This is a genomic window from Pectobacterium zantedeschiae (assembly GCF_004137795.1).
Taxonomy (GTDB): domain Bacteria; phylum Pseudomonadota; class Gammaproteobacteria; order Enterobacterales; family Enterobacteriaceae; genus Pectobacterium; species Pectobacterium zantedeschiae.
Genome location: NZ_NWTM01000002.1, coordinates 297,671 through 320,663 on the forward strand (window position 1 = coordinate 297,671; position 22,993 = coordinate 320,663).

Sequence of the window (22,993 nt, forward strand, 5' to 3'; positions counted from 1 at the left end):
CCCCTTAGAAATTCTTTTACAGATGAATAATCATTTACAGCCATACCATGTGGTGCACCGGGTTCAAGATCAGATCAATCACTGCGCAGGTCGTATTACGCTGCGCGAGTGGACGCCTGCGGGCGAACAGCAGCTTACCTGGACACAGGCTGGGCAGCGCATCCAACGTATTGCCAGCGCACTCTTGGCGCTGGGCGTGGATGTTCAGGAACGGGTTGCGATTTTCTCTCATAACTCAATGAATTGGTCGCTTGCCGATCTGGCGCTGCTACATCTGCGTGCTATCAGCGTTCCAATTTATGCCACCAATACGGCGGCGCAGGCGGCATTCATCATCAACGATGCGGATATCCGCACGATATTCGTCGGTGGTCAGGAGCAGTTGGATGCATTGCTGGCGCTGCGCGACACTTGCCCACAGTTGCGAAACATCATCGTGATGGATGACGGTGTCAACCTGCGCGGTAGTGACATTGCGCAATCCCTGCATGAATTTGAAGCGCAGGCCGTAGACGATTTCTGGCGTGATGAATGGCAAATGCGCATCGACAGCCGCGATCTCAACGATCTGTTTACGCTGATTTATACCTCTGGCACCACCGGTGAACCGAAAGGCGTCATGCTGGATTACACCAACATGGCGATGCAGCTTAAGCTGCATGACGATCGTCTGGATATGTCAGAAAATGACGTATCGCTCTGTTTCTTACCGCTTTCCCACGTATTTGAGCGCGCCTGGAGCTTTGTCATTATGCACCGCGGCGCGCAGAACGTGTATCTCAGCAACACGAATCTGGTGCGTGAGGCAATGCAGACGGTGAAGCCGACGGTGATGTGTGCCGTCCCCCGTTTTTATGAGAAAGTTTATAGCGCCATTCATGAAAAAGTGGCACAGGCACCGTGGTATCGCCAGCGGCTATTCAACTGGGCTATCGCGCAGGGACAACGTGCTTTTCTGGCTAGTCAGGCCTCGAAGAAGGGGGGACTCTTCCGTCGCGTGATGCACCACTATGCCGACCGTCTGGTGTTAGGGAAACTGCGCCAGCTTCTGGGCGGCGAAATTCGCTTTATGCCCGCAGCGGGCGCTCGACTGGATGACAACGTCATTCTGTTTTTCCGGTCGATCGGGATTCGCATTATTTATGGTTATGGCATGACCGAAACCTGCGCGACGGTGTCCTGCTGGGAGGAAGGTCGCTTCAGTTTGGGCTCTATTGGTACGCCGCTACCGGGCATTGAGGTCCGCATTGGCGATGAAAAAGAGATTCAGGTGCGCGGCGCGACCATCATGCGAGGTTATTTCCATCGTCCGCAGGAAACCGCAGAAACCTTTACGGAAGACGGCTGGCTGAAAACCGGTGATGCGGGAGAGCTGGATGCCAACGGTAATCTATTTATTACCGAGCGCTTGAAAGATCTGATGAAAACCTCGGGCGGTAAATATATCGCGCCGCAGCATCTGGAAGGCACGCTAGGACAGGATCGCTTCATCGAACAGGTTGCGATTATCGCGGACACGCGTAAATACGTATCTGCACTGATCGTGCCGTGTTTCGACGCGCTGGAGGAATACGCCCACTCCATCAATCTAAAGTACCACGATCGTCTGGAGTTGCTGCGCCATAGCCATATTATCGAGTTGTTCGAGCAGCGTCTGCGGGACATGCAGAAAGAACTGTCCCGCGTTGAACAGGTGAAGAAATTCACGTTGCTGCCAGTACCGTTTTCGATGGCTGAAGGAGAACTGACGCCAACGCTCAAGCTGCGTAGGAAGATCATCAACCAGCGTTACCAGTTGGAAATTGATGCGATGTACGCCGAGTCTTGATGATGTTGTAGGCCGAGAAATTCGTTTCCTGAAAAGAAATGTGGTTTTTCGGCCTCAAGATTTCACTCTGTAATTTATGGCCTTTATGGACGATCTCTCAGGTCTGAAGGTTCTCAGTTAGTATTTTATCTCAGTTCTTTTTTCCCTCACGTTCGATTTCCCCTAGTCCCGATTAAGGGCGGTGGTTTTTTGCCGTTTGTCTGCGTCATAATCTGGCGTTATGTTAATGGGTTATCAGTAATCCCTATAATATTCCGTATTCTTGTACTAAAAGTTAACAGTATTAACACAACATGAGCGCGGGGATTTCCCCCGGTCAATACAGAAGCGGATTCCGTTTTCTGAACAAAAGAGGCAGACCCATGGAGATGTTGTCAGGCGCCGAAATGGTGGTCCGATCGTTGATCGATCAGGGCGTAAAACATGTGTTCGGTTATCCGGGCGGTGCGGTGCTGGATATTTACGACGCCCTGCATACGGTTGGCGGTATCGAGCATATTTTGGTGCGTCATGAACAAGGTGCAGTACATATGGCTGATGGCTATGCACGTGCGACGGGTGAAGTCGGCGTCGTGCTGGTCACGTCCGGTCCCGGTGCGACAAACGCCATTACCGGTATCGCTACTGCCTATATGGACTCCATTCCTATGGTGGTGTTGTCCGGCCAGGTTGCGACTTCGCTGATTGGTTATGACTCCTTTCAGGAATGTGACACGGTGGGAATTTCCCGCCCTATCGTGAAGCACAGTTTTCTGGTCAAGAAAGCTGAAGATGTTCCGACTATCCTAAAGAAAGCGTTTTATCTGGCATCGACCGGACGTCCGGGTCCTGTGGTCGTCGATCTGCCGAAAGACATCATGAATCCGGCGAATAAGCTGCCGTACGTTTATCCCGAAAGCGTCAGTATGCGTTCCTATAATCCTACGGTTCAAGGGCACAAAGGTCAGATTCGTCGTGCGCTGCAAACCCTGCTAGCGGCAGAAAAGCCGATTATCTACAGCGGTGGTGGTGTGATTAACGCAGAGTGCCACGAAGAGCTGCTGACACTGGCGGAAAAACTGAACCTGCCAGTGACAACCTCTCTGATGGGACTGGGCGGATTCCCCGGAACGCACCGCCAGTGCCTCGGTATGCTGGGGATGCACGGTACGTATGAAGCCAATATGGCTATGCATAACGCCGATGTGATTTTCGCCGTAGGGGTGCGTTTTGACGACCGCACAACGAACAATCTGGCGAAGTACTGCCCGAATGCGACGGTGTTGCATATTGATATCGATCCCGCGTCGATTTCCAAAACGGTAAACGCCGATATTCCTATCGTTGGCGACGCTAAGCAGGTATTAAGCCTGATGCTGGAATTGTTGGCGCAGGATGGTGCACAGCAGCAGTTTGATGCGCTACGTGACTGGTGGCAGGGTATCGAACAGTGGCGTGGGCGTCACTGTCTGAAATACAGCACCGAAGGCGACAAAATCAAACCGCAGGCAGTGATTGAAACGCTGCATCGGCTGACCGAAGGTAAAGCCTATGTGGCATCGGATGTCGGTCAGCACCAGATGTTCGCTGCACTGTATTATCCTTTCGATTTACCGCGCCGTTGGGTGAACTCAGGTGGACTTGGCACGATGGGCTTCGGTTTGCCTGCAGCATTGGGCATCAAGCTTGCGCTGCCAGAAGAAACCGTAATTTGCGTCACGGGTGATGGCAGTATTCAGATGAATATTCAGGAGCTTTCTACGGCTCTGCAATATGATCTGCCAGTTGTGGTGATCAACCTGAATAACCGTTTCCTCGGCATGGTGAAGCAGTGGCAGGACATGATCTACTCTGGCCGCCATTCCAGTTCTTATATGGAATCATTACCAGATTTCGTCAAGCTGGCAGAAGCGTACGGCCACGTCGGGATTTCTATCGATACGCCGGACGAACTGGAAAGTAAGCTGTCACAAGCGCTGGCGCAGAAAGATCGTCTGGTGTTTGTCGATATCAACATCGATAGCAGCGAGCATGTTTACCCCATGCAGATTCGCGGCGGGGCGATGGATGAAATGTGGTTGAGCAAAACGGAGAGGACCTGATCATGCGTCGGATTTTATCAGTATTACTTGAGAATGAATCAGGCGCCTTGTCCCGTGTTGTCGGCCTGTTTTCACAGCGCGGTTACAACATAGAAAGCCTGACGGTCGCGCCAACCGAAGACCCTACGCTATCCCGTATGACTATTCAGACGGTAGGCGATGAGAAAGTGTTGGAGCAGATCGAAAAGCAACTGCACAAGCTGGTGGATGTCCTGCGTGTTAGTGAACTGGGCCAGGGTGCGCACGTTGAGCGTGAAATCATGCTGGTGAAGCTACAGGCTACAGGTTATGGCCGTGAAGAAGTGAAACGCTGCGCCGATATTTTCCGCGGCCAGATTGTGGATGTCACCGCCTCGCTTTACACCGTACAGCTTGCTGGCACCAGCGATAAACTGGATGCGTTCCTCAGTGCCGTACGTGAAGTCTCCGAAATTGTTGAAGTGGCGCGTTCTGGAATCGTCGGCGTATCGCGCGGCGATAAAATCATGCGTTAATCGACTTTTCGCTGCTTTTTCCTCTAAGAGGCTCGATATAATAGTATCGGGCCTTTTTATTTCCCTTATCTTATACCCGTAATACTTCAGGCTGCATGTGCGTTGGCTGCGCTACTCGACCCACTTATGTGGGCTTCGCCCCGTTGGGGCCGCTGCAAGCAGCGTTCAAATCTGCCTCTGGCAGACTTGTCGCTCACCCGAATCATTTATCTGAGTAAGCTCATCGGGATGAAATGAGAGACATCCCGTCTCTCACCGAAGGCCGGTCAAATTCGTTTTCGACGAATTTGTCCTTCCCTTGCCACCTTCCTGCAACTCGAATTATTTGAGGTATAGTAGACGTAATATATTCAGCTTAAAAGACGTCCATTATTGATATGGCAGCTTGAAATATGTGGGTAACGTGATAAAAGCAGTTGCCGTGCAAAAGCTTCTGCTGTTAGATCTACGCCATATCCATGATGATTTTATGGTCATCACACTATTTATTTAGCCGGCCTACTTATTTTCCGGCCTATTAAGGGGTTACCGTGAAACTGGATGAAATCGCGCGTCTTGCGGGTGTTTCACGCACGACAGCCAGCTATGTCATTAACGGGAAAGCCAAACAATATCGCGTGAGCGATAAGACCGTTGAGAAAGTCATGGCTGTCGTCAGGGAGCATAATTATCATCCCAACGCCGTCGCGGCTGGATTACGTGCCGGGCGCACACGTTCAATTGGTCTGGTTATTCCCGATCTGGAAAATACCAGCTATACACGTATCGCTAATTATCTGGAACGTCAGGCCAGACAGCGCGGGTATCAGTTATTAATTGCGTGTTCCGAGGATCAGCCAGACAACGAGATGCGCTGCATTGAGCATCTATTACAGCGTCAGGTTGACGCGATTATCGTTTCTACCGCGCTGCCACCGGAGCACCCGTTTTATCAGCGTTGGATAAACGGCGGCTTGCCGATTATTGCGTTAGACAGGGCGTTAGATCGTGAGCACTTTACCAGCGTAGTTGGTGCCGACCTTGAAGATGCCGAAATGCTGGCGCAGGAATTAAGGAAAGTGCCTGCGAAATCGGTACTCTATCTTGGGGCTTTGCCTGAGCTTTCTGTCAGCTTCCTGCGTGAGCAGGGGTTCCGCCAAGCGTGGGCAGGCGATTCGCGTGAAGTGAATTATCTTTATTCCAATAGCTATGAGCGTGTGGCCGCCGCTGCCGCGTTTATGGATTATTTGCAAAATAATCCTATGCCAGAAGCGTTATTCACCACCTCATTCCCGTTATTGCAGGGGGTGATGGACGTTAACCTTAAGATTAACGGGCGCCTGCCGAATAATCTGGCTATCGCAACCTTTGGGGATAATGAGCTGTTGGATTATCTGGAATGCCCAGTATTGTCTGTCGCTCAGCGCCATCGTGAAGTGGCGGAGCGCGTACTGGAGTTAGTGTTGGCTAGTCTGGATGAGCCGAAAAGGCCGAAGCCTGGCTTGAATCGTATCCGGCGTAATCTGTATCGCCGTGGCTCACTGAGCCGCATGTAACTATTTATCTGTATTTCTGTTATCTGCACTTCTGCGCCATAGCAATCTATGGCGTCTCTTCTTTATCCGATCTCAATTCATTGTTATGGCAATGCGACACGGAATAGCCGACGGCAATATTCCAGAAAATAGCCATACGTTACGCCCATCACCATTGATATCACCAGGTTACTGGTAACTGCGGTCAGGATTTGTGTAGGACTTGCCCCAATAACCCAGAGAATCACGGCATAAACAGGGGATTGAAAACTGACATACGCAAACAGATCGGCAACGCTGCGTACCAGGAAATGGTCGCCGCCGTGGCGTTTGGCCATATTCAACACGCGATCGCGATAAAGCCCATATGGCCAGGCAATCGCAATATTGACGGGGATAGAGAGCAGACGCGAAGACAGTGACTGCTCAAAGCTCATCCCGGAAAGCATGATTTCAATCGCCATGCCGATGATGAAACAGTAGACAACGAGTGCAAAGGTATCAGCGGTGGCGCTTCGCAATCGTGACGTCGGGGAAAACATACCTGGCTGCTCCATTATTAGGGCGGATAAACTGCTTAAGTTTGTCTGTTTGGTTTTTTGTCATGCCTTATTTTGTTTGTGTAGTTTACATCACTGTATGATTGGCTTAGTACTAGGTAAAAATATTTATTTTTGATCGTTTTTTATACTTTTTCGCTACTTTATTTTTATCCGATAAATTTCTCGTTTTTTTATCGCGGCAAAGAATTTAAAATTTTTTAAAAACAATAGGTTGGATTTTTTAGGAGGAACCGTGTTTCTGCGAGGATTTAATTATGTTGAAGCATTAAAGGACGTATAGGGAATGACCGATAAAAGGAGGTTGCTTGTGATGCCCCTTTTTAAGGTTTCTCTGGGAATGTGGGATGCACAATTTATTCGGCATCTTTCCTGAACCGACTTTTCTTTTCAGGAAACCGGATTCCTCGGTGAGGGTGCTTAACGCAAAGTAAATTGGCTGATTAAGATTAAATTGACGATGTTGATGTTAAAAATGTGACATTGAGCAAATGTTAGCAGCTACGGTATGATTCTGTGGGCCTGCGTAGGCCTTGGTATTCAAGGTGTTCCGCCTAATGAGACTATTCTGAAAATCTTTGTCTTTGGTATAAGCTTGTGACAATAAAAATAATTGCTATGCCGGGGTTGGTAGCTATATGTTTGCCATGCTCTCGTTCCGCTATGAATTTTTCTTAAATTATCAGGATGTTAATCTTTATTAATTCTGACTCCTTATTCCTTTTACCTCTATACCAGCCCCAATTCATTCAGGAATAATCCCAAAGCGCGTCCGCTCTGGCTTGACAAGGTTTTCATACCCTCCGTACACTCTTAAAGGTGGGATTTTGTGGGGTAAAGTGGTGAAAAAGGTTATGGAGGGGTAACTCAGGTATGTTTCGTGGGGCTACGCTGGTTAACCTCGACAGTAAAGGGCGCCTTGCTGTGCCTACCCGATATCGGGAAATGCTGAACGGGGAATCGCAAGGTCAAATGGTTTGCACCATTGATCTGCATCAGCCATGCCTGCTGCTTTATCCCTTACCTGAATGGGAAATTATTGAACAAAAGCTGTCTCGTTTGTCGAGCATGAACCCCGCTGAACGTCGCGTTCAGCGTTTGTTGTTAGGGCATGCCAGCGAGTGCCAAATGGATAGTGCAGGACGTTTGTTGATTGCGAATACGTTAAGGCAGCATGCGGACCTTAAAAAAGAAGTGATGCTAGTCGGGCAGTTCAACAAGTTTGAGCTGTGGGATGAACAGACTTGGTATCAACAGGTCAAGGATGATATTGACGCTGAACAATCGACTCAGGAACCTTTGTCTGAGCGGTTGCAGGACCTATCGCTATAGTCATGCTGGAAAATTATAAACATACCACCGTCCTGTTGGATGAGGCAGTAAATGGCCTAAACATTCGCAGCGGCGGCATATACATCGACGGCACATTTGGCCGTGGTGGTCACTCTCGTCTGATTCTTTCCCAACTGGGGCCGGAAGGGCGTCTGTTAGCTATTGATCGCGATCCTCAGGCTATTGAAGCTGCCAAGGCGATTGACGATCCTCGTTTCTCTATCATTCACGGACCGTTTTCCGCTATGGCGGACTATGTTGCGGAACTCGGACTTACCGGTCAGATCGATGGCGTTCTGCTCGATCTTGGCGTTTCTTCCCCGCAGCTTGATGACCCTGAACGTGGGTTCTCATTCATGCGTGATGGCCCGTTGGATATGCGTATGGATCCGACGCGTGGCTTATCCGCAGCTGAATGGCTGATGAAAGCAGAAGCTGACGATATTGTCTGGGTCTTGAAAACGTTCGGCGAAGAGCGTTTTGCCAAGCGTATTGCCCGCGCGATTGTGGAACGCAATCGTACTGAACCGATGACGCGAACAAAGGAACTGGCGGAATTGATCGCTGCTGCTAGTCCGATCAGGGAAAAGCACAAGCACCCGGCAACGCGCAGTTTTCAGGCGATCCGCATTTACATCAATAGCGAATTAGAAGAGATCGAGCGGGCCTTAGAAGGCGCTCTGAGCGTACTGGCTCCGCAGGGGCGTCTGTCGGTGATCAGTTTCCACTCGTTAGAAGATCGAATTGTGAAACGGTTTATTCGCCATCAAAGCCGTGGGCCACAGGTGCCAGCTGGTTTGCCGTTAACGGAAGAGCAGTTGCGCAGTCAGGGCGGACAGACGTTAAAAGCCGTTGGAAAGAAACTGATGCCTTCGGAAGAAGAAGTGGCAGAAAACCCACGCGCGCGTAGCTCTGTGCTGCGGTTTGCTGAGAGGCTGCCGGCATGATCGGTAACGAGCGGCATACTCTGGTTGGCGTCATCGGTGAGGATTTGCTGCGTAATGCAAAGCTCCCGGTGTTGCTGATGGTTGCCGTACTGGTTTCTGCGGTCTTTGTGGTAACAACGGCGCACCGTACGCGCTTGCTGACAGCGGAACGCGAGCAGCTTTTGTTGGAGCGTGATGCGTTGGATATTGAATGGCGAAATCTGATCCTGGAGGAAAACTCACTAGGGGATCATAGCCGCGTTGAGCGGATCGCGACGGAAAAACTGCAAATGGGGCATGTTGATCCGTCACAGGAAAATATTGTGGTTAAGCAATGAACTAAATAGGCAACCAGCTAAGCATGAAAGCAGCCCGTACAGGAAAGTTAAAGCGCCAGGAAGATCAAGCCAGCTTTGTTAGCTGGCGTTTTGCGCTGCTTTGCGGCTGTATCCTGCTTGCGATGGCTGGCTTAATGGCCCGCGCGGCTTATCTTCAGGTCATCAACCCAGACAAACTGGTGCGTGAAGGGGACATGCGTTCCTTGCGCGTGCAGGAAGTGCCAACGGCGCGTGGCATGATCAGCGATCGGGCTGGCCGTCCTTTGGCCGTCAGCGTGCCGGTGAATGCCGTCTGGGCCGATCCGAAAGAAGTCAACGATCGTGGCGGTATTACGTTGGATACGCGCTGGAAAGCACTTTCCGATGCGCTCGATATTCCGTTGGATCAGTTGGCAACGAAGATTAATGCCAACCCTAAAGGGCGCTTTGTTTATCTGGCGCGTCAGGTGAATCCGGCTATTGGCGAGTACATTCATAAGCTGAAATTGCCAGGGATTAATCTGCGGCAGGAATCTCGCCGGTATTATCCTTCTGGACAAGTCACCTCTCACCTCATCGGTTTCACCAATATCGATGGGCAAGGCATTGAAGGGGTAGAGAAAAGTTTTGATCGCTGGCTGACTGGACAACCCGGTGAACGAACCGTACGTAAAGATCGGTTTGGCCGCGTGATTGAAGATATCTCCTCCGTTGACAGCCAGGCTGCACATAATTTGGCGCTCAGTATTGATGAGCGTTTGCAGGCGCTGGTTTACCGTGAACTCAATAACGCTGTTGCCTTTAACAAAGCTGAGTCAGGAACGGCCGTACTGGTTGATGTGAATACTGGCGAAGTATTGGCAATGGCGAATAGCCCGTCTTACAACCCGAACAATCTGTCGGGCACGCCGCAAGACATTATGCGTAACCGTGCGATTACCGACATTTTCGAGCCCGGCTCTACCGTTAAACCGATGGTGGTGATGACGGCGTTGCAGCGTGGGGTGGTGAAAGAAAACAGTGTATTAAGCACTCTACCGTATTACGTCAATGGTCATGAGATCAAAGACGTGGCGCGTTACAGCGAATTGACGCTGACGGGCGTGCTTCAGAAATCGAGTAACGTTGGCGTGTCTAAGCTGGCGTTAGCGATGCCTTCCTCTGCGCTTGTAGATACTTATGCGCGCTTTGGATTAGGAAAAGCGACCAATTTGGGGTTGGTCGGAGAAAGCAGTGGCTTATATCCTCAAAAACAACGGTGGTCTGACATAGAGAGGGCCACCTTCTCTTTCGGCTACGGGCTGATGGTAACACCGTTACAGTTAGCGCGAGTCTACGCCACGATCGGCAGCTTCGGTATTTACCGCCCGCTGTCGATTACCAAGGTTGATCCACCCGTTCCAGGCGAGCGTGTCTTCCCTGAAGCACTCGTGCGTTCCGTGGTGCACATGATGGAAAGCGTTGCGCTACCGGGCGGCGGCGGTACTAAGGCGGCCATCAAAGGTTACCGCATCGCGATTAAAACCGGTACGGCCAAGAAAGTTGGCCCAGATGGCAAATACATCAATAAATATATCGCCTACACGGCGGGCGTGGCTCCAGCCAGTAACCCGCGTTTTGCTCTGGTTGTTGTGATTAACGATCCACAGGCAGGGAAGTATTACGGCGGCGCGGTTTCTGCGCCAATCTTTGGCGCCATCATGGGCGGCGTTCTGCGTACGATGAATATCGAACCGGATGCGTTGCCGACGGGCGACAAAAACGAGTTTGTAATTAATAGAGAAGAGGGATCAGGTGGCAGATCGTAATTTGCGCGATTTACTTGCGCCGTGGGTGCAAGACACTCCGGCGTGCGCGCTGCGGGAAATGACATTAGACAGCCGCGTTGCGGCTGCCGGGGATCTGTTTGTTGCGATTGTCGGGCACAAAGCAGATGGACGGCGCTATATTCCGCAGGCAATTGCGCAAGGCGTAGCAGCGATTGTTGCCGAAGCAGAAGGTGAAGCCGCTGATGGCACTGTCCGCGAAATGCACGGTGTACCAGTGGTATACCTCAGCAACCTGAACCAGCGGCTTTCCGCACTTGCAGGTCGTTTTTATCAGCAGCCTGCGGAAAAGTTACAGCTGATTGGTGTAACGGGAACCAACGGAAAAACGACAACGACTCAGCTTCTGGCGCAGTGGAGCCAGGCATTAGGTGAAACGAGTGCGGTGATGGGCACCGTCGGTAATGGCCTATTGGGTCAGGCGATTCCGACAGAAAATACGACGGGCTCTGCTGTTGATGTTCAGCAAGTACTGAGCCAACTGGCGGAACAAGGCGCGACGTTTGCCGCAATGGAAGTGTCTTCCCATGGTCTGGTACAAAACCGTGTTGCAGCGTTGCCATTTGCAGCCGCGGTGTTCACCAATCTGAGCCGCGATCATCTCGATTATCACGGCGACATGGAAAGTTACGAAGCGGCCAAATGGGCACTGTTTTCCGAGCATCGCGTTGGGCAGATGATTATCAACGCTGATGATGACGTCGGACTACGCTGGCTGTCGAAGCTCCCAGATGCTGTAGCTGTGACAATGGAAAACAATTTGGTCCCCGGTTGCCGTGGGCGCTGGCTGAAAGCGACACAGATTGATTATCACGACAACGGTGCCACGATTGCATTTGATTCAAGCTGGGGACATGGCGAAATTGAAAGTCGCCTGATGGGGGCGTTTAACGTTAGCAATATGCTGCTGGCGCTGGCAACACTGCTGTCTCTTGGCTACCCGCTCGACAAGTTGGTTATCGCCGGCTCTCAACTGCAACCCGTATGTGGCCGTATGGAAGTTTTCCATGCTGAAGGGAAGCCGACGGTCGTTGTTGATTATGCTCACACGCCAGACGCGCTGGAAAAAGCGCTTGAAGCGGCGCGCTTGCACTGTCAGGGGAAACTCTGGTGCGTGTTTGGTTGCGGCGGCGATCGCGACAAAGGTAAGCGCCCACTTATGGGCGGCATCGCAGAACAACTGGCCGATCGCGTTGTGGTTACCGATGATAACCCGCGTAGTGAAGAGCCTCAGGCGATCGTTGCCGATATTCTTTCTGGGCTGTTGGATGCTGGACGAGTTCAGGTGATTCACGGACGTGCTGAAGCGGTCACCAGTGCGATCATGCAGGCTCAGGAAAATGACGTTGTGCTGGTCGCGGGAAAAGGACACGAAGATTACCAACTCGTTGGCAATCGGCGTCTTGATTATTCCGATCGCATCACCGTTGCTCGCTTGCTGGGGGTGATCGCATGATTCGCGTTTCTTTACAGCAACTCGCCACGGTGCTGAATGCGCAACTGATTGGTGAAAACATTGATATTGAAGATGTTTCAACCGATACGCGTAAGCTGTCGTCCGGCTGTTTGTTTGTCGCGCTAAAAGGCGAGAAATTCGATGCTCATGATTACGTTGCTGATGCAGCGAGAGGCGGCGCGGCGGCTCTGTTAGTCAGTAAGCACTTACCTATTGATGTTCCGCAACTGCTGGTGAGCGATACGCGTTTGGCGCTGGGCCAATTGGCTGCCTGGGTACGCCAGCAGTCAACGGCGCGCGTTGTCGCACTGACAGGCTCTTCTGGTAAAACGTCGGTTAAAGAGATGACGGCGGCGATTCTGCGTCAGTGCGGCTCCGTACTGTATACCGCCGGTAACTTTAACAACGATATCGGCGTGCCGTTAACGCTGTTACGTCTGACGGCGGAACACCAGTTTGCGGTGATTGAATTAGGGGCGAATCATATTGGTGAGATTGCCTATACCACCGATCTGGTCCGGCCGGAAAGCGCGCTGGTCAACAATCTGGCTGCTGCGCATCTGGAAGGTTTTGGTTCATTGGCTGGTGTGGCACAGGCGAAAGGTGAGATTTTTTCTGGTTTGCCGATAGACGGCGTAGCGATCGTGAATGCAGACAGTAACGATTTCCCGCACTGGCAGGTCACGCTAAATCATAAAACCGTCTGGCGTTTCTCACCGCAGGCTGCTTGTGATATCGATTTCTTCGCCAGCGATGTAGACGTTTTAGCGCAAGGTACGCGTTTCACTCTCCATACGCCATTTGGCGAAACGCAGGTTCTTCTGCCTTTACCCGGCCGACATAATGTATCGAACGCACTGGCGGCGGCCGCGCTGGCAATGTCTGTCGGAGCGACGCTGGAAGCTGTTAAATCTGGATTATCCCAGCTTAAGGCGGTGCCGGGACGACTGTTTCCGATTGCCCTGTCTGAAGGCAAGCTGCTGCTGGATGACAGCTACAACGCCAATGTGGGCTCGATGACGGCTGCCGCACAGGTACTGGCGGAGATGCCGGGCTACCGTGTGATGGTTGTCGGTGATATGGGTGAACTGGGGGATGAAGCCCCTGAGTGCCACCGTCAGGTGGGAGAAGCCGCACGTGTCGCGGGTATCGATCGCGTTTTGAGTGTGGGAACGTTGAGTGAATTGATCGGCACTGCCAGCGGTAATGGTGAGCATTTTCAGAATAAAGCCGCACTGGTTTCACGTTTGAAGGTGCTGATGTCAGAACATAATGTCATCAGCGTATTAGTCAAAGGCTCACGCAGTGCTGCGATGGAGCAGGTTGTACAGGCATTACAGGAGAATGCGCAATGTTAGTATGGCTGGCCGAACATTTGGCCAAACTTTATACCGGCTTTAACGTCTTTTCTTATTTGACGTTCCGCGCCATTGTCAGCCTGCTGACCGCATTGGTTATTTCCTTATGGATGGGACCACATATGATCGCCTGGCTGCAACGTTTGCAGATTGGGCAAGTTGTACGTAATGAAGGGCCTGAATCACATTTCAGCAAACGTGGAACCCCGACGATGGGGGGCGTGATGATTCTGGTGGCGATTATCGTTTCCGTTTTGATGTGGGCTAATTTGTCTAACCCGTATGTCTGGTGCGTACTTCTTGTACTGGCAGGCTATGGTGCGGTCGGTTTTGTTGATGATTATCGCAAAGTGGTCCGCAAGGATACCAAGGGATTGATTGCTCGCTGGAAATATTTCTGGCAGTCAGTGATTGCGTTAGTCGTCGCTTTCACCATGTATTCCATCGGTAAAGATACGCCAGCCACGCAGCTTGTTGTGCCGTTTTTCAAAGATGTGATGCCGCAATTGGGTCTGCTCTATGTTGCGCTGGCCTACTTTGTGATTGTCGGCACCAGTAATGCCGTAAACCTGACGGATGGTCTGGATGGTTTGGCAATCATGCCGACTGTGTTTGTTGCCGCTGGTTTTGCACTGGTGGCATGGGCAACAGGGAACATGAATTTTGCGGGTTACCTGCATATTCCGTATATCCGTCATGCCAGTGAGCTGGTGATCGTCTGCACCGCAATTGTTGGTGCGGGGCTAGGCTTCCTGTGGTTTAACACCTATCCGGCGCAAGTATTTATGGGAGACGTGGGTTCTCTCGCACTGGGCGGCGCGCTGGGGACTATCGCAGTGCTGCTGCGCCAGGAGTTTTTGTTAGTGATTATGGGCGGCGTGTTCGTGGTCGAAACGCTGTCGGTGATTCTGCAGGTTGGGTCCTTTAAGTTACGCGGGCAGCGGATTTTCCGCATGGCGCCGATTCATCATCATTATGAACTTAAGGGCTGGCCGGAACCGCGCGTGATTGTGCGTTTCTGGATTATTTCGTTGATGCTGGTGCTGATTGGCCTGGCAACGCTGAAGGTACGATAAGACATGGTGGACTATCAGGGTAAAAAAGTCGTCATTATCGGGTTGGGTCTGACCGGGCTCTCCTGTGTTGATTTCTTTATCGCACGCGGTGTCGTACCGCGCGTGGTGGATACCCGTATCAGTCCGCCAGGTCTGGATAAGCTACCGGAGCAGGTAGAACGACATCTTGGTAGCCTGAATGAAGACTGGTTGATGAACGCCGATTTGATCGTCGCGAGCCCCGGTGTTGCGTTGGCGACGCCGATTCTGTGTGATGCCGCCGACGCTGGTATTGAGATTGTTGGTGATATCGAACTGTTCTGTCGTGAAGCTCAAGCCCCGATTGTGGCGATTACCGGCTCTAACGGTAAAAGCACGGTGACGACGCTGGTTGGTGAAATGGCGCGTGCTGCAGGCTGGCAGGTGGGCGTTGGTGGCAATATTGGCCTACCTGCGCTGCAATTGCTGGAACAGCCTGCTCAGCTTTATGTTCTGGAACTGTCGAGTTTCCAACTGGAAACGACGAGTAGTCTGCACGCCGCTGCGGCTACCATTCTGAACGTGACGGAAGATCACACCAACCGTTACCCGTTTGGTCTACAGCAATATCGGGCAGCAAAATTGCGTATTTATGAAAACGCAGATTTGTGTGTTGTGAATGCTGACGATGCGTTAACTATGCCGGTTCGCGGTGCGGATGCTCGTTGCCGCAGTTTTGGTGTCGATGTTGGCGATTATCACCTTAACCGACAGCAGGGAGAAACCTGGCTGCGAGTGGATGGCGAACGTGTGCTCAACACTCGCGAAATCAAACTTGTCGGGCAGCATAATTATACGAATGCACTGGCCGCGCTGGCGCTGGCTGATGCAGTAAAGATTCCGCGCGCGTCTGCGCTGACGGCGTTGACGTCATTTACCGGGTTGCCGCACCGTTTTCAAATGGCCTTTGAGCGCAATGGTGTGCGGTGGATCAATGATTCTAAAGCTACCAATGTGGGCAGCACCGAAGCGGCATTGAGCGGTTTGGCGGTAGAGGGCACGTTACACCTGTTGTTAGGTGGTGACGGAAAATCTGCCGATTTCTCGCCGCTGGTTCCGTATTTACAAGGTGAGCATATTCATTTGTATTGCTTTGGTCGCGACGGACAACAGTTGGCTGCGCTGCGCCCAGAAATTTCCGAGCAGACAGAAACGATGGAACAGGCAATGCGCATCATTGCTGAACGCGTTAAGCCGGGCGATATGGTGTTGTTGTCACCAGCTTGCGCAAGCCTGGATCAGTTCCGCAGTTTTGAACAGCGGGGCGATGAATTTGCTCGTCTGGCGGAGGAGTTAGGCTGATGCGGTTCTTCGGGCTGGCGTTTATCGAACGCATCAAAAACTGGGTTATGGGAACGCGTGAGAGCGATACGCTTAGCATCGTTCTGTACGATAGAACGCTGGTGTGGTTGACGCTTGGACTCGCCGTGATTGGTTTTGTGATGGTGACATCGGCTTCGATGCCTGTCGGGCAGCGTCTTGCCAGCGACCCGTTTTTGTTCGCGAAGCGTGATGCGATTTATCTCGGGTTGGCGTTTGGCTTGTCGCTAATCACGCTGCGCGTCCCGATGGAGATGTGGCAACGTTATAGTCCGGTGCTGCTCCTGCTCGCCATGGTTATGCTGCTGGTCGTACTCGTCGTGGGAAGCTCGGTCAACGGTGCATCGCGCTGGATTTCACTGGGGCCATTGCGTATTCAGCCTGCGGAGTTATCCAAACTGGCGCTGTTTTGCTACCTGTCCAGCTACATGGTGCGCAAAGTTGAAGAAGTGCGAAATAACTTCTGGGGCTTTTGCAAACCGATGGGCGTGATGGTGGTGTTGGCAGTGCTGCTGTTGGCTCAGCCTGACCTTGGTACTGTGGTTGTATTGTTTATTACGACACTGGCGATGTTGTTTTTGGCTGGTGCCAAGATGTGGCAGTTTCTGGCGATCATTGGCTGTGGCGTGTTTGCCGTTGGCCTGCTGATTGTTGCTGAGCCTTACCGTATGCGGCGTGTGACGTCTTTCTGGAATCCATGGGATGATCCATTTGGTAGCGGTTATCAGTTGACGCAATCCCTGATGGCGTTTGGGCGCGGCGAATTCTGGGGGCAGGGACTGGGAAATTCAGTACAGAAACTGGAATATCTGCCGGAAGCACATACCGATTTCATTTTCTCTATTTTAGGTGAGGAACTCGGCTATATCGGTGTGGTTTTGGCGTTGTTAATGATATTCTTCGTCGCTTTTCGCGCGATGTCTATTGGGAAGCGGGCGCTGGAGATCGATCAGCGTTTTTCAGGCTTTCTGGCGTGTTCGATCGGTGTCTGGTTCAGCTTTCAGACGCTGGTGAACGTTGGCGCGGCGGCGGGGATGCTACCGACGAAAGGGCTAACGTTGCCGCTGATCAGCTACGGTGGTTCCAGTTTGCTGATTATGTCGACGGCGATTGTTTTGCTGTTACGTATTGATTTTGAAACGCGCCTGACAAAAGCGCAGGCGTTTACGAGAGGTGCCCGATGAGTGGCGAAGGCAAGCGTTTGATGGTGATGGCTGGCGGCACGGGCGGGCATGTCTTCCCCGGGCTGGCGGTAGCGCATCACCTGATGGCGCAGGGCTGGCAGGTTCGCTGGTTAGGTACGGCGGATCGAATGGAAGCCGATTTGGTGCCTAAGCATGGTATCGAAATTGATTTTATCCGCATTTCTGGTTTGCGTGGTAAAGGCATTCGGGCGCAGTTAAGCGCACCGATTCGTATTTTTCAGGCAGTACGTCAGGCGCGGACGATTATGCGCCGTTACCAGCCTGATGTGGTGCTGGGTATGGGCGGTTACGTTTCTGGTCCCGGTGGACTGGCTGCGTGGCTATGCGGTATTCCGGTTGTACTGCATGAGCAGAACGGTATTGCAGGGCTGACCAATCGCTGGTTATCCCATATCGCCAAAAAAGTATTGCAGGCTTTTCCGGGCGCTTTTCCCAAAGCGGATGTCGTGGGTAACCCGGTAAGAACCGATGTACTGGCATTGCCTGCGCCGGAAACACGATTAGCCGATCGATCAGGCCCTGTGAGAGTGCTGGTTGTTGGTGGCAGTCAGGGGGCAAGAGTGTTGAACCAAACTCTGCCCGGCGTGGCGGCACAGTTGGGCGACCGCGTGACGATTTGGCATCAGGTTGGTAAAGGTGCGCTACCCACCGTTCAGCAGGCTTATCAGGATGTTGGGCAGACGCAGCACAAGATTACCGAGTTTATTGATGACATGGCGGCAGCCTACGCTTGGGCGGACGTTGTGGTGTGTCGTTCTGGTGCATTGACCGTCAGTGAAATTGCCGCGGCTGGTCTACCAGCGCTGTTTGTGCCGTTTCAGCATAAAGATCGGCAGCAGTACTGGAATGCGCTGCCATTGGAAAAGGCTGGCGCCGCAAAAATTATTGAGCAGCCACAGTTCAGCGTGGCGACTGTCAGTGAGGTGTTGTCCAATTGGGATCGCACAACTTTGCTGACAATGGCGCAAAAAGCCCGCGCAGTGGCGATTCCAGATGCAACCGAGCGGGTTGCGTCGGAAGTCAGTGCCGCGGCAGGCAGTCGGGCCACACATGTGGCTCATGGTTAATTAATACAACGTTGTCGGGCAGAAGGCTGTGCGACGACGCTACAAGGTAGCGATAGAATAAAGTGAATACTCAACAACTGGCGAAACTACGTTCAATCGTGCCCGAGATGCATCGCGTCCGGCACATACACTTTGTCGGCATCGGCGGTGCTGGCATGGGTGGTATCGCCGAAGTGTTGGCCAACGAAGGTTATGAAATTAGTGGTTCCGATCTGGCACCGAATGCGGTGACGCAACAGTTGACCGAACTTGGCGCGCAGATTTATTTCCACCATCGTGCAGAGAATGTTCTGAACGCCAGTGTGGTCGTGGTGTCGAGTGCGATTACTGCGGATAACCCTGAGATTGTTGCTGCGCATGACGCACGTATTCCAGTGATCCGTCGTGCCGAGATGTTAGCGGAACTGATGCGTTTTCGTCACGGTATTGCGATCGCGGGTACGCACGGTAAGACGACCACGACGGCGATGGTCACCAGTATTTACGCGGAAGCGGGATTGGATCCAACGTTTGTAAACGGTGGGTTGGTTAAAGCGGCAGGAACGCATGCACGTTTGGGTTCAAGCCGTTACCTGATTGCAGAAGCAGATGAAAGCGATGCCTCCTTCCTGCATTTGCAACCCATGGTGGCGATTGTGACCAACATCGAAGCCGACCATATGGACACTTATCAGGGAGATTTTGAGAACCTGAAGCAGACGTTCATCAATTTCCTGCACAATTTGCCGTTTTACGGTCAGGCAGTGATGTGTATTGATGATGCGGTAATCCGCGAGCTTCTGCCGCGTGTTGGTCGCCATATCACCACGTATGGTTTTAGCGATGATGCAGATGTACGCGTTGCTGGATATCGCCAGACTGGCGCACAAGGGCACTTTACGCTGGAGCGGAAAGACAAACCGCTGCTAAACGTCACGCTGAATGCGCCGGGGCGCCACAACGCGCTCAACGCAGCGGCGGCGGTTGCTGTAGCGACGGATGAAGGTATTGATGACGAAGCGATTCTGCGTGCGCTTGAGCGTTTTCAGGGGACCGGTCGTCGCTTTGATTTCCTCGGTGAGTACCCGCTTGAACTGGTGAACGGGCAAAGCGGTACGGCGATGTTGGTGGATGATTACGGCCACCATCCGACGGAAGTCGATGCCACGATTAAAGCTGCCCGCGCCGGGTGGCCGGATAAACGGTTGGTTATGATTTTTCAGCCACATCGCTATACGCGAACTCGCGATTTGTATGACGATTTCGCGCACGTGTTATCGCAAGTTGACGTGCTGCTGATGCTGGATGTGTATTCCGCAGGAGAGTCGCCGATTCCAGGCGCGGACAGCCGTTCGCTATGCCGCACGATTCGTGGAAGAGGTAAGATTGATCCGATTCTGGTGACGGATGTGGATACTTTACCGGAACTGTTGTCACAGGCGCTGCGAGGTGAAGACCTGATTTTGGTTCAGGGAGCCGGCAACATCGGTAAACTGGCACGTAAACTGGCTGATTCCAGATTACAGCCGCAGATAAGCGAATGAGGAACATCATGACTGAGAAAGTTGCTGTATTGCTTGGTGGGACCTCTGCCGAACGTGAAGTGTCGTTACTTTCCGGTCAGGCGGTTTTGGCTGGTCTGAAAGAAGCGGGAGTCAATGCACATGCGGTCGATACCCGTGACTTCCCTGTGACGAAGCTGAAGGAAGAAGGCTTTACCAACGTTTTCATCGCCTTGCATGGCCGTGGTGGTGAGGATGGTACATTGCAGGGCGTCCTGGAATTCCTGGGGCTGCCTTATACTGGTAGCGGCGTTATGGCATCTGCACTGACGATGGATAAGCGCCGTACCAAGCAGGTATGGCAAGCGGTAGGGTTGCCAGTATCGCCTTACGTGGCGCTCGATCGTCGTCAATATTCAGAGACGGCTGCAAATGCATTGTTGGCACAGTTTACCCACCTCGGGTTGCCGCTGATCGTCAAGCCAAGCCGTGAAGGTTCCAGCGTTGGCATGAGCAAAGTAAATACGCTCAGCGAACTGCCAGCAGCACTGGAAGAAGCATTCCGCCATGATGATGATGTTCTGGTCGAGAAATGGCTGAATGGCCCAGAGTATACGGTTGCTATTCTGGGTGATGAGGTATTGCCTTCCATTCGTATTCAGCCTGCGGGTACGTTTTACGACTATGAAGCGAAATATTTATCGGATGATACGCAGTATTTCTGTCCGAGTGGTTTGTCGGATGAGCAAGAGCAGGCATTAGCTGTATTGGCTATGGCGGCTTATCGTGCGGTGGATTGCAGCGGATGGGGACGTGTTGATTTTATGCTGGATAGCGACGGCGCTTTTTATCTGCTTGAGGTGAATACCTCTCCGGGGATGACGAGCCACAGTCTGGTTCCTATGGCTGCCCGCCAACGCGGACTGACTTTCTCGCAACTGGTCGTGAAAATTCTGGAGCTCGCTGGCTGATATGTCGCAGGCAGCCCTGAATACACGCGGACGAGAGCCTGAAACGAAAGGAACACGTCGCAGTAATGGAGGCCAATTGGCAGGAATAATTTTCCTGCTGATGGTGATAGGGACGATCGTCTGGGGAAGCTGGATGGTTGTGGGGTGGATGAAAGACGCCAGCCGTTTACCACTCTCTCGTATGGCAGTAACAGGGGAAAGGCAATACACAACCAACGACGATATCCGTCAGGCAATTTTGTCGTTGGGGTCGCCGGGAACGTTCATGACACAGGATGTGAACGTGCTCCAGCAACAAATCGAGCGTCTGCCGTGGATAAAACAGGCTAGCGTACGTAAGCAATGGCCAGACGAATTAAAGATTCATCTGGTTGAATATGTTCCGGTTGCGCGTTGGAATGACCAGTTAATGGTTGATGCGGAAGGAAACTCGTTCAGTGTACCCGCCGAACGTATAGGTAATCGCAAGATGCCTTTGCTGTATGGCCCTGAAGGCAGTGAAGCAGAAGTGCTGGAAGGCTATCGGGCAATGAATCAGACGCTGGCTGCCGGGAAGTTTACGTTAAAAATGGTTGTGATGAGTGCGCGGCATTCTTGGCAACTAGGATTGGATGATGATACTCGCCTTGAATTGGGGCGAGACGATAGAGCCAAACGTCTGCAACGCTTTATCGAGCTGTATCCGCTGTTGCAGCGGCAGGCTCAAAGCGAAAACAAACGTATCAGCCATGTGGACTTACGGTATGACAGCGGTGCCGCCATAGGCTGGGCTCCAGCCTTGCTTGATCAACAAAATGTTGATCGGCAACGAGTTGGTCAGCAATAAGACATTGATCAGCAACAGAACAGTAACCAGAAACAGACACAGGCTAAACAACAATGATCAAGTCGACGGACAGAAAACTGGTAGTTGGGCTGGAAATCGGTACAGCAAAAGTGGCTGCGCTGGTAGGGGAAGTTCTGCCCGATGGCATGGTCAATATTATTGGCGTAGGCAGTTGCCCGTCACGCGGTATGGATAAAGGCGGCGTAAACGATCTGGAATCGGTCGTTAAATGTGTTCAGCGTGCTATTGATCAGGCTGAGCTGATGGCAGACTGCCAGATCTCTTCCGTATATCTGGCGCTATCGGGAAAACACATCAGTTGCCAGAATGAGATAGGGATGGTGCCTATTTCAGAAGAAGAGGTGACGCAGGACGACGTGGAAAGTGTGGTGCATACCGCCAAGTCCGTGCGTGTACGTGATGAACACCGTGTTCTCCATGTGATTCCACAGGAGTATGCGATTGATTATCAGGAAGGGATTAAAAACCCGGTTGGCTTATCCGGCGTGCGTATGCAGGCGAAAGTCCACCTGATAACCTGCCATAACGATATGGCCAAGAATATTGTTAAAGCTGTTGAACGCTGTGGCTTAAAGGTCGACCAACTGATTTTTGCAGGTCTGGCGTCCAGTTATGCGGTTCTGACAGAAGATGAACGTGAGCTGGGCGTGTGCGTCGTTGATATCGGTGGCGGTACAATGGATATCGCGGTCTATACCGGTGGTGCATTGCGGCACACTAAAGTGATTCCGTATGCAGGCAATGTGGTTACCAGCGATATTGCCTATGCGTTTGGTACGCCGCCGACGGATGCTGAAGCGATCAAAGTGCGTCATGGTTGTGCATTAGGCGCGATCGTTGGCAAAGATGAGAATGTGGAGGTCCCGAGCGTTGGAGGACGTCCACCCCGCAGTCTGCAAAGACAGACATTGGCGGAAGTGATTGAACCACGTTACACCGAACTGTTGAATTTGGTGAACGATGAACTTTTACAGTTGCAGGAGCAGTTGCGTCAACAAGGCGTGAAACATCATCTGGCGGCAGGGATTGTGCTGACGGGCGGTGCCGCGCAAATAGACGGTCTGGCGGCCTGTGCGCAGCGTGTGTTCCATACACAGGTGCGTATTGGACAACCAATGAATATAACAGGGCTGACGGATTATGCCCAAGAGCCTTATTACTCAACGGCGGTTGGGTTGCTCCATTATGGAAAAGAATCTCACCTGGGTGGTGAGCATGAAGTCGAAAAACGAGCCTCAGTGAGCAACTGGTTCAAACGAATCAACAGCTGGTTGAGGAAAGAATTTTAATTTTATCAAAGAGATCACCTGGCACAG

The 22,993-nt window shown here is 52.0% G+C and carries 19 protein-coding genes; 18 read left to right on the forward strand and 1 reads right to left on the reverse strand.

What is annotated here, in order from left to right; all coding sequences use genetic code 11:
* Nucleotides 1–22 precede the first annotated feature (22 nt).
* From CLR69_RS15985 to cra, 4 genes are all read left to right on the forward strand, one after another.
* Nucleotides 23–1,828, forward strand: coding sequence for an AMP-dependent synthetase/ligase (locus tag CLR69_RS15985; protein WP_129712217.1), 1,806 nt, complete (start codon nucleotides 23–25; stop codon nucleotides 1,826–1,828).
* Between the two features lie 362 nt (nucleotides 1,829–2,190).
* On the forward strand, nucleotides 2,191–3,909 hold the full coding sequence (gene ilvI / locus CLR69_RS15990; RefSeq protein WP_129706756.1) for an acetolactate synthase 3 large subunit: 1,719 nt from the start codon (nucleotides 2,191–2,193) through the stop codon (nucleotides 3,907–3,909).
* Nucleotides 3,910–3,911: 2 nt separating this feature from the next.
* Complete coding sequence (gene ilvN / locus CLR69_RS15995; RefSeq protein ID WP_010681718.1) at nucleotides 3,912–4,403, forward strand: acetolactate synthase small subunit; 492 nt, start codon at nucleotides 3,912–3,914, stop codon at nucleotides 4,401–4,403.
* Between the two features lie 530 nt (nucleotides 4,404–4,933).
* On the forward strand, nucleotides 4,934–5,938 hold the full coding sequence (gene cra, locus CLR69_RS16000; RefSeq protein ID WP_129706755.1) for a catabolite repressor/activator: 1,005 nt from the start codon (nucleotides 4,934–4,936) through the stop codon (nucleotides 5,936–5,938).
* Nucleotides 5,939–6,021: 83 nt separating this feature from the next.
* Here the strand turns inward: cra and CLR69_RS16005 are convergent, their stop codons facing one another.
* Nucleotides 6,022–6,459 (reverse strand): L-alanine exporter AlaE, encoded by a 438-nt coding sequence (locus CLR69_RS16005; protein WP_129706754.1) that lies wholly within the window; start codon nucleotides 6,457–6,459, stop codon nucleotides 6,022–6,024.
* A gap of 891 nt (nucleotides 6,460–7,350) precedes the next feature.
* Here CLR69_RS16005 and mraZ point away from each other — a divergent pair.
* From mraZ to ftsA, 14 genes are all read left to right on the forward strand, one after another.
* Complete coding sequence (gene mraZ / locus CLR69_RS16010; RefSeq protein ID WP_129706753.1) at nucleotides 7,351–7,809, forward strand: division/cell wall cluster transcriptional repressor MraZ; 459 nt, start codon at nucleotides 7,351–7,353, stop codon at nucleotides 7,807–7,809.
* A gap of 2 nt (nucleotides 7,810–7,811) precedes the next feature.
* Complete coding sequence (gene rsmH / locus CLR69_RS16015; protein ID WP_129706752.1) at nucleotides 7,812–8,756, forward strand: 16S rRNA (cytosine(1402)-N(4))-methyltransferase RsmH; 945 nt, start codon at nucleotides 7,812–7,814, stop codon at nucleotides 8,754–8,756.
* Nucleotides 8,753–9,073, forward strand: a complete 321-nt coding sequence (gene ftsL, locus CLR69_RS16020; protein WP_039305741.1) for a cell division protein FtsL — start codon at nucleotides 8,753–8,755, stop codon at nucleotides 9,071–9,073. Before rsmH ends, ftsL begins: the two co-directional genes overlap by 4 nt.
* Before the next feature lie 23 nt (nucleotides 9,074–9,096).
* Nucleotides 9,097–10,860, forward strand: a complete 1,764-nt coding sequence (locus tag CLR69_RS16025; protein WP_129706751.1) for a peptidoglycan glycosyltransferase FtsI — start codon at nucleotides 9,097–9,099, stop codon at nucleotides 10,858–10,860.
* Nucleotides 10,847–12,334 carry a UDP-N-acetylmuramoyl-L-alanyl-D-glutamate--2,6-diaminopimelate ligase gene (gene murE, locus CLR69_RS16030; protein WP_129712216.1) on the forward strand — a complete coding sequence of 496 codons (1,488 nt, stop codon included), beginning with the start codon at nucleotides 10,847–10,849 and terminating at the stop codon, nucleotides 12,332–12,334. The genes CLR69_RS16025 and murE overlap by 14 nt, the downstream gene beginning before the upstream one ends.
* Complete coding sequence (murF, locus tag CLR69_RS16035) at nucleotides 12,331–13,692, forward strand: UDP-N-acetylmuramoyl-tripeptide--D-alanyl-D-alanine ligase (protein WP_129706748.1); 1,362 nt, start codon at nucleotides 12,331–12,333, stop codon at nucleotides 13,690–13,692. Before murE ends, murF begins: the two co-directional genes overlap by 4 nt.
* Nucleotides 13,686–14,768 (forward strand): phospho-N-acetylmuramoyl-pentapeptide-transferase, encoded by a 1,083-nt coding sequence (gene mraY, locus CLR69_RS16040; protein WP_010298023.1) that lies wholly within the window; start codon nucleotides 13,686–13,688, stop codon nucleotides 14,766–14,768. The genes murF and mraY overlap by 7 nt, the downstream gene beginning before the upstream one ends.
* Before the next feature lie 3 nt (nucleotides 14,769–14,771).
* Nucleotides 14,772–16,088, forward strand: coding sequence for a UDP-N-acetylmuramoyl-L-alanine--D-glutamate ligase (gene murD / locus CLR69_RS16045; RefSeq protein WP_129712215.1), 1,317 nt, complete (start codon nucleotides 14,772–14,774; stop codon nucleotides 16,086–16,088).
* Nucleotides 16,088–17,290, forward strand: coding sequence for a cell division protein FtsW (ftsW, locus tag CLR69_RS16050; RefSeq protein ID WP_129706743.1), 1,203 nt, complete (start codon nucleotides 16,088–16,090; stop codon nucleotides 17,288–17,290). Before murD ends, ftsW begins: the two co-directional genes overlap by 1 nt.
* The gene (gene murG / locus CLR69_RS16055) at nucleotides 17,287–18,378 is read left to right on the forward strand and encodes an undecaprenyldiphospho-muramoylpentapeptide beta-N-acetylglucosaminyltransferase (protein ID WP_129712214.1); all 1,092 of its coding nucleotides are present in this window, start codon (nucleotides 17,287–17,289) and stop codon (nucleotides 18,376–18,378) included. The genes ftsW and murG overlap by 4 nt, the downstream gene beginning before the upstream one ends.
* A 62-nt stretch (nucleotides 18,379–18,440) precedes the next feature.
* A complete protein-coding gene (murC, locus tag CLR69_RS16060; RefSeq protein ID WP_113626827.1) occupies nucleotides 18,441–19,901 on the forward strand; it encodes a UDP-N-acetylmuramate--L-alanine ligase in 1,461 nt (486 codons plus the stop codon).
* A gap of 8 nt (nucleotides 19,902–19,909) precedes the next feature.
* Nucleotides 19,910–20,830, forward strand: coding sequence for a D-alanine--D-alanine ligase (locus CLR69_RS16065; protein ID WP_129712213.1), 921 nt, complete (start codon nucleotides 19,910–19,912; stop codon nucleotides 20,828–20,830).
* Between the two features lies 1 nt (nucleotide 20,831).
* A complete protein-coding gene (gene ftsQ, locus CLR69_RS16070) occupies nucleotides 20,832–21,656 on the forward strand; it encodes a cell division protein FtsQ (protein WP_129712212.1) in 825 nt (274 codons plus the stop codon).
* A gap of 53 nt (nucleotides 21,657–21,709) precedes the next feature.
* Nucleotides 21,710–22,966 carry a cell division protein FtsA gene (gene ftsA, locus CLR69_RS16075; RefSeq protein WP_010298002.1) on the forward strand — a complete coding sequence of 419 codons (1,257 nt, stop codon included), beginning with the start codon at nucleotides 21,710–21,712 and terminating at the stop codon, nucleotides 22,964–22,966.
* Nucleotides 22,967–22,993 lie beyond the last annotated feature (27 nt).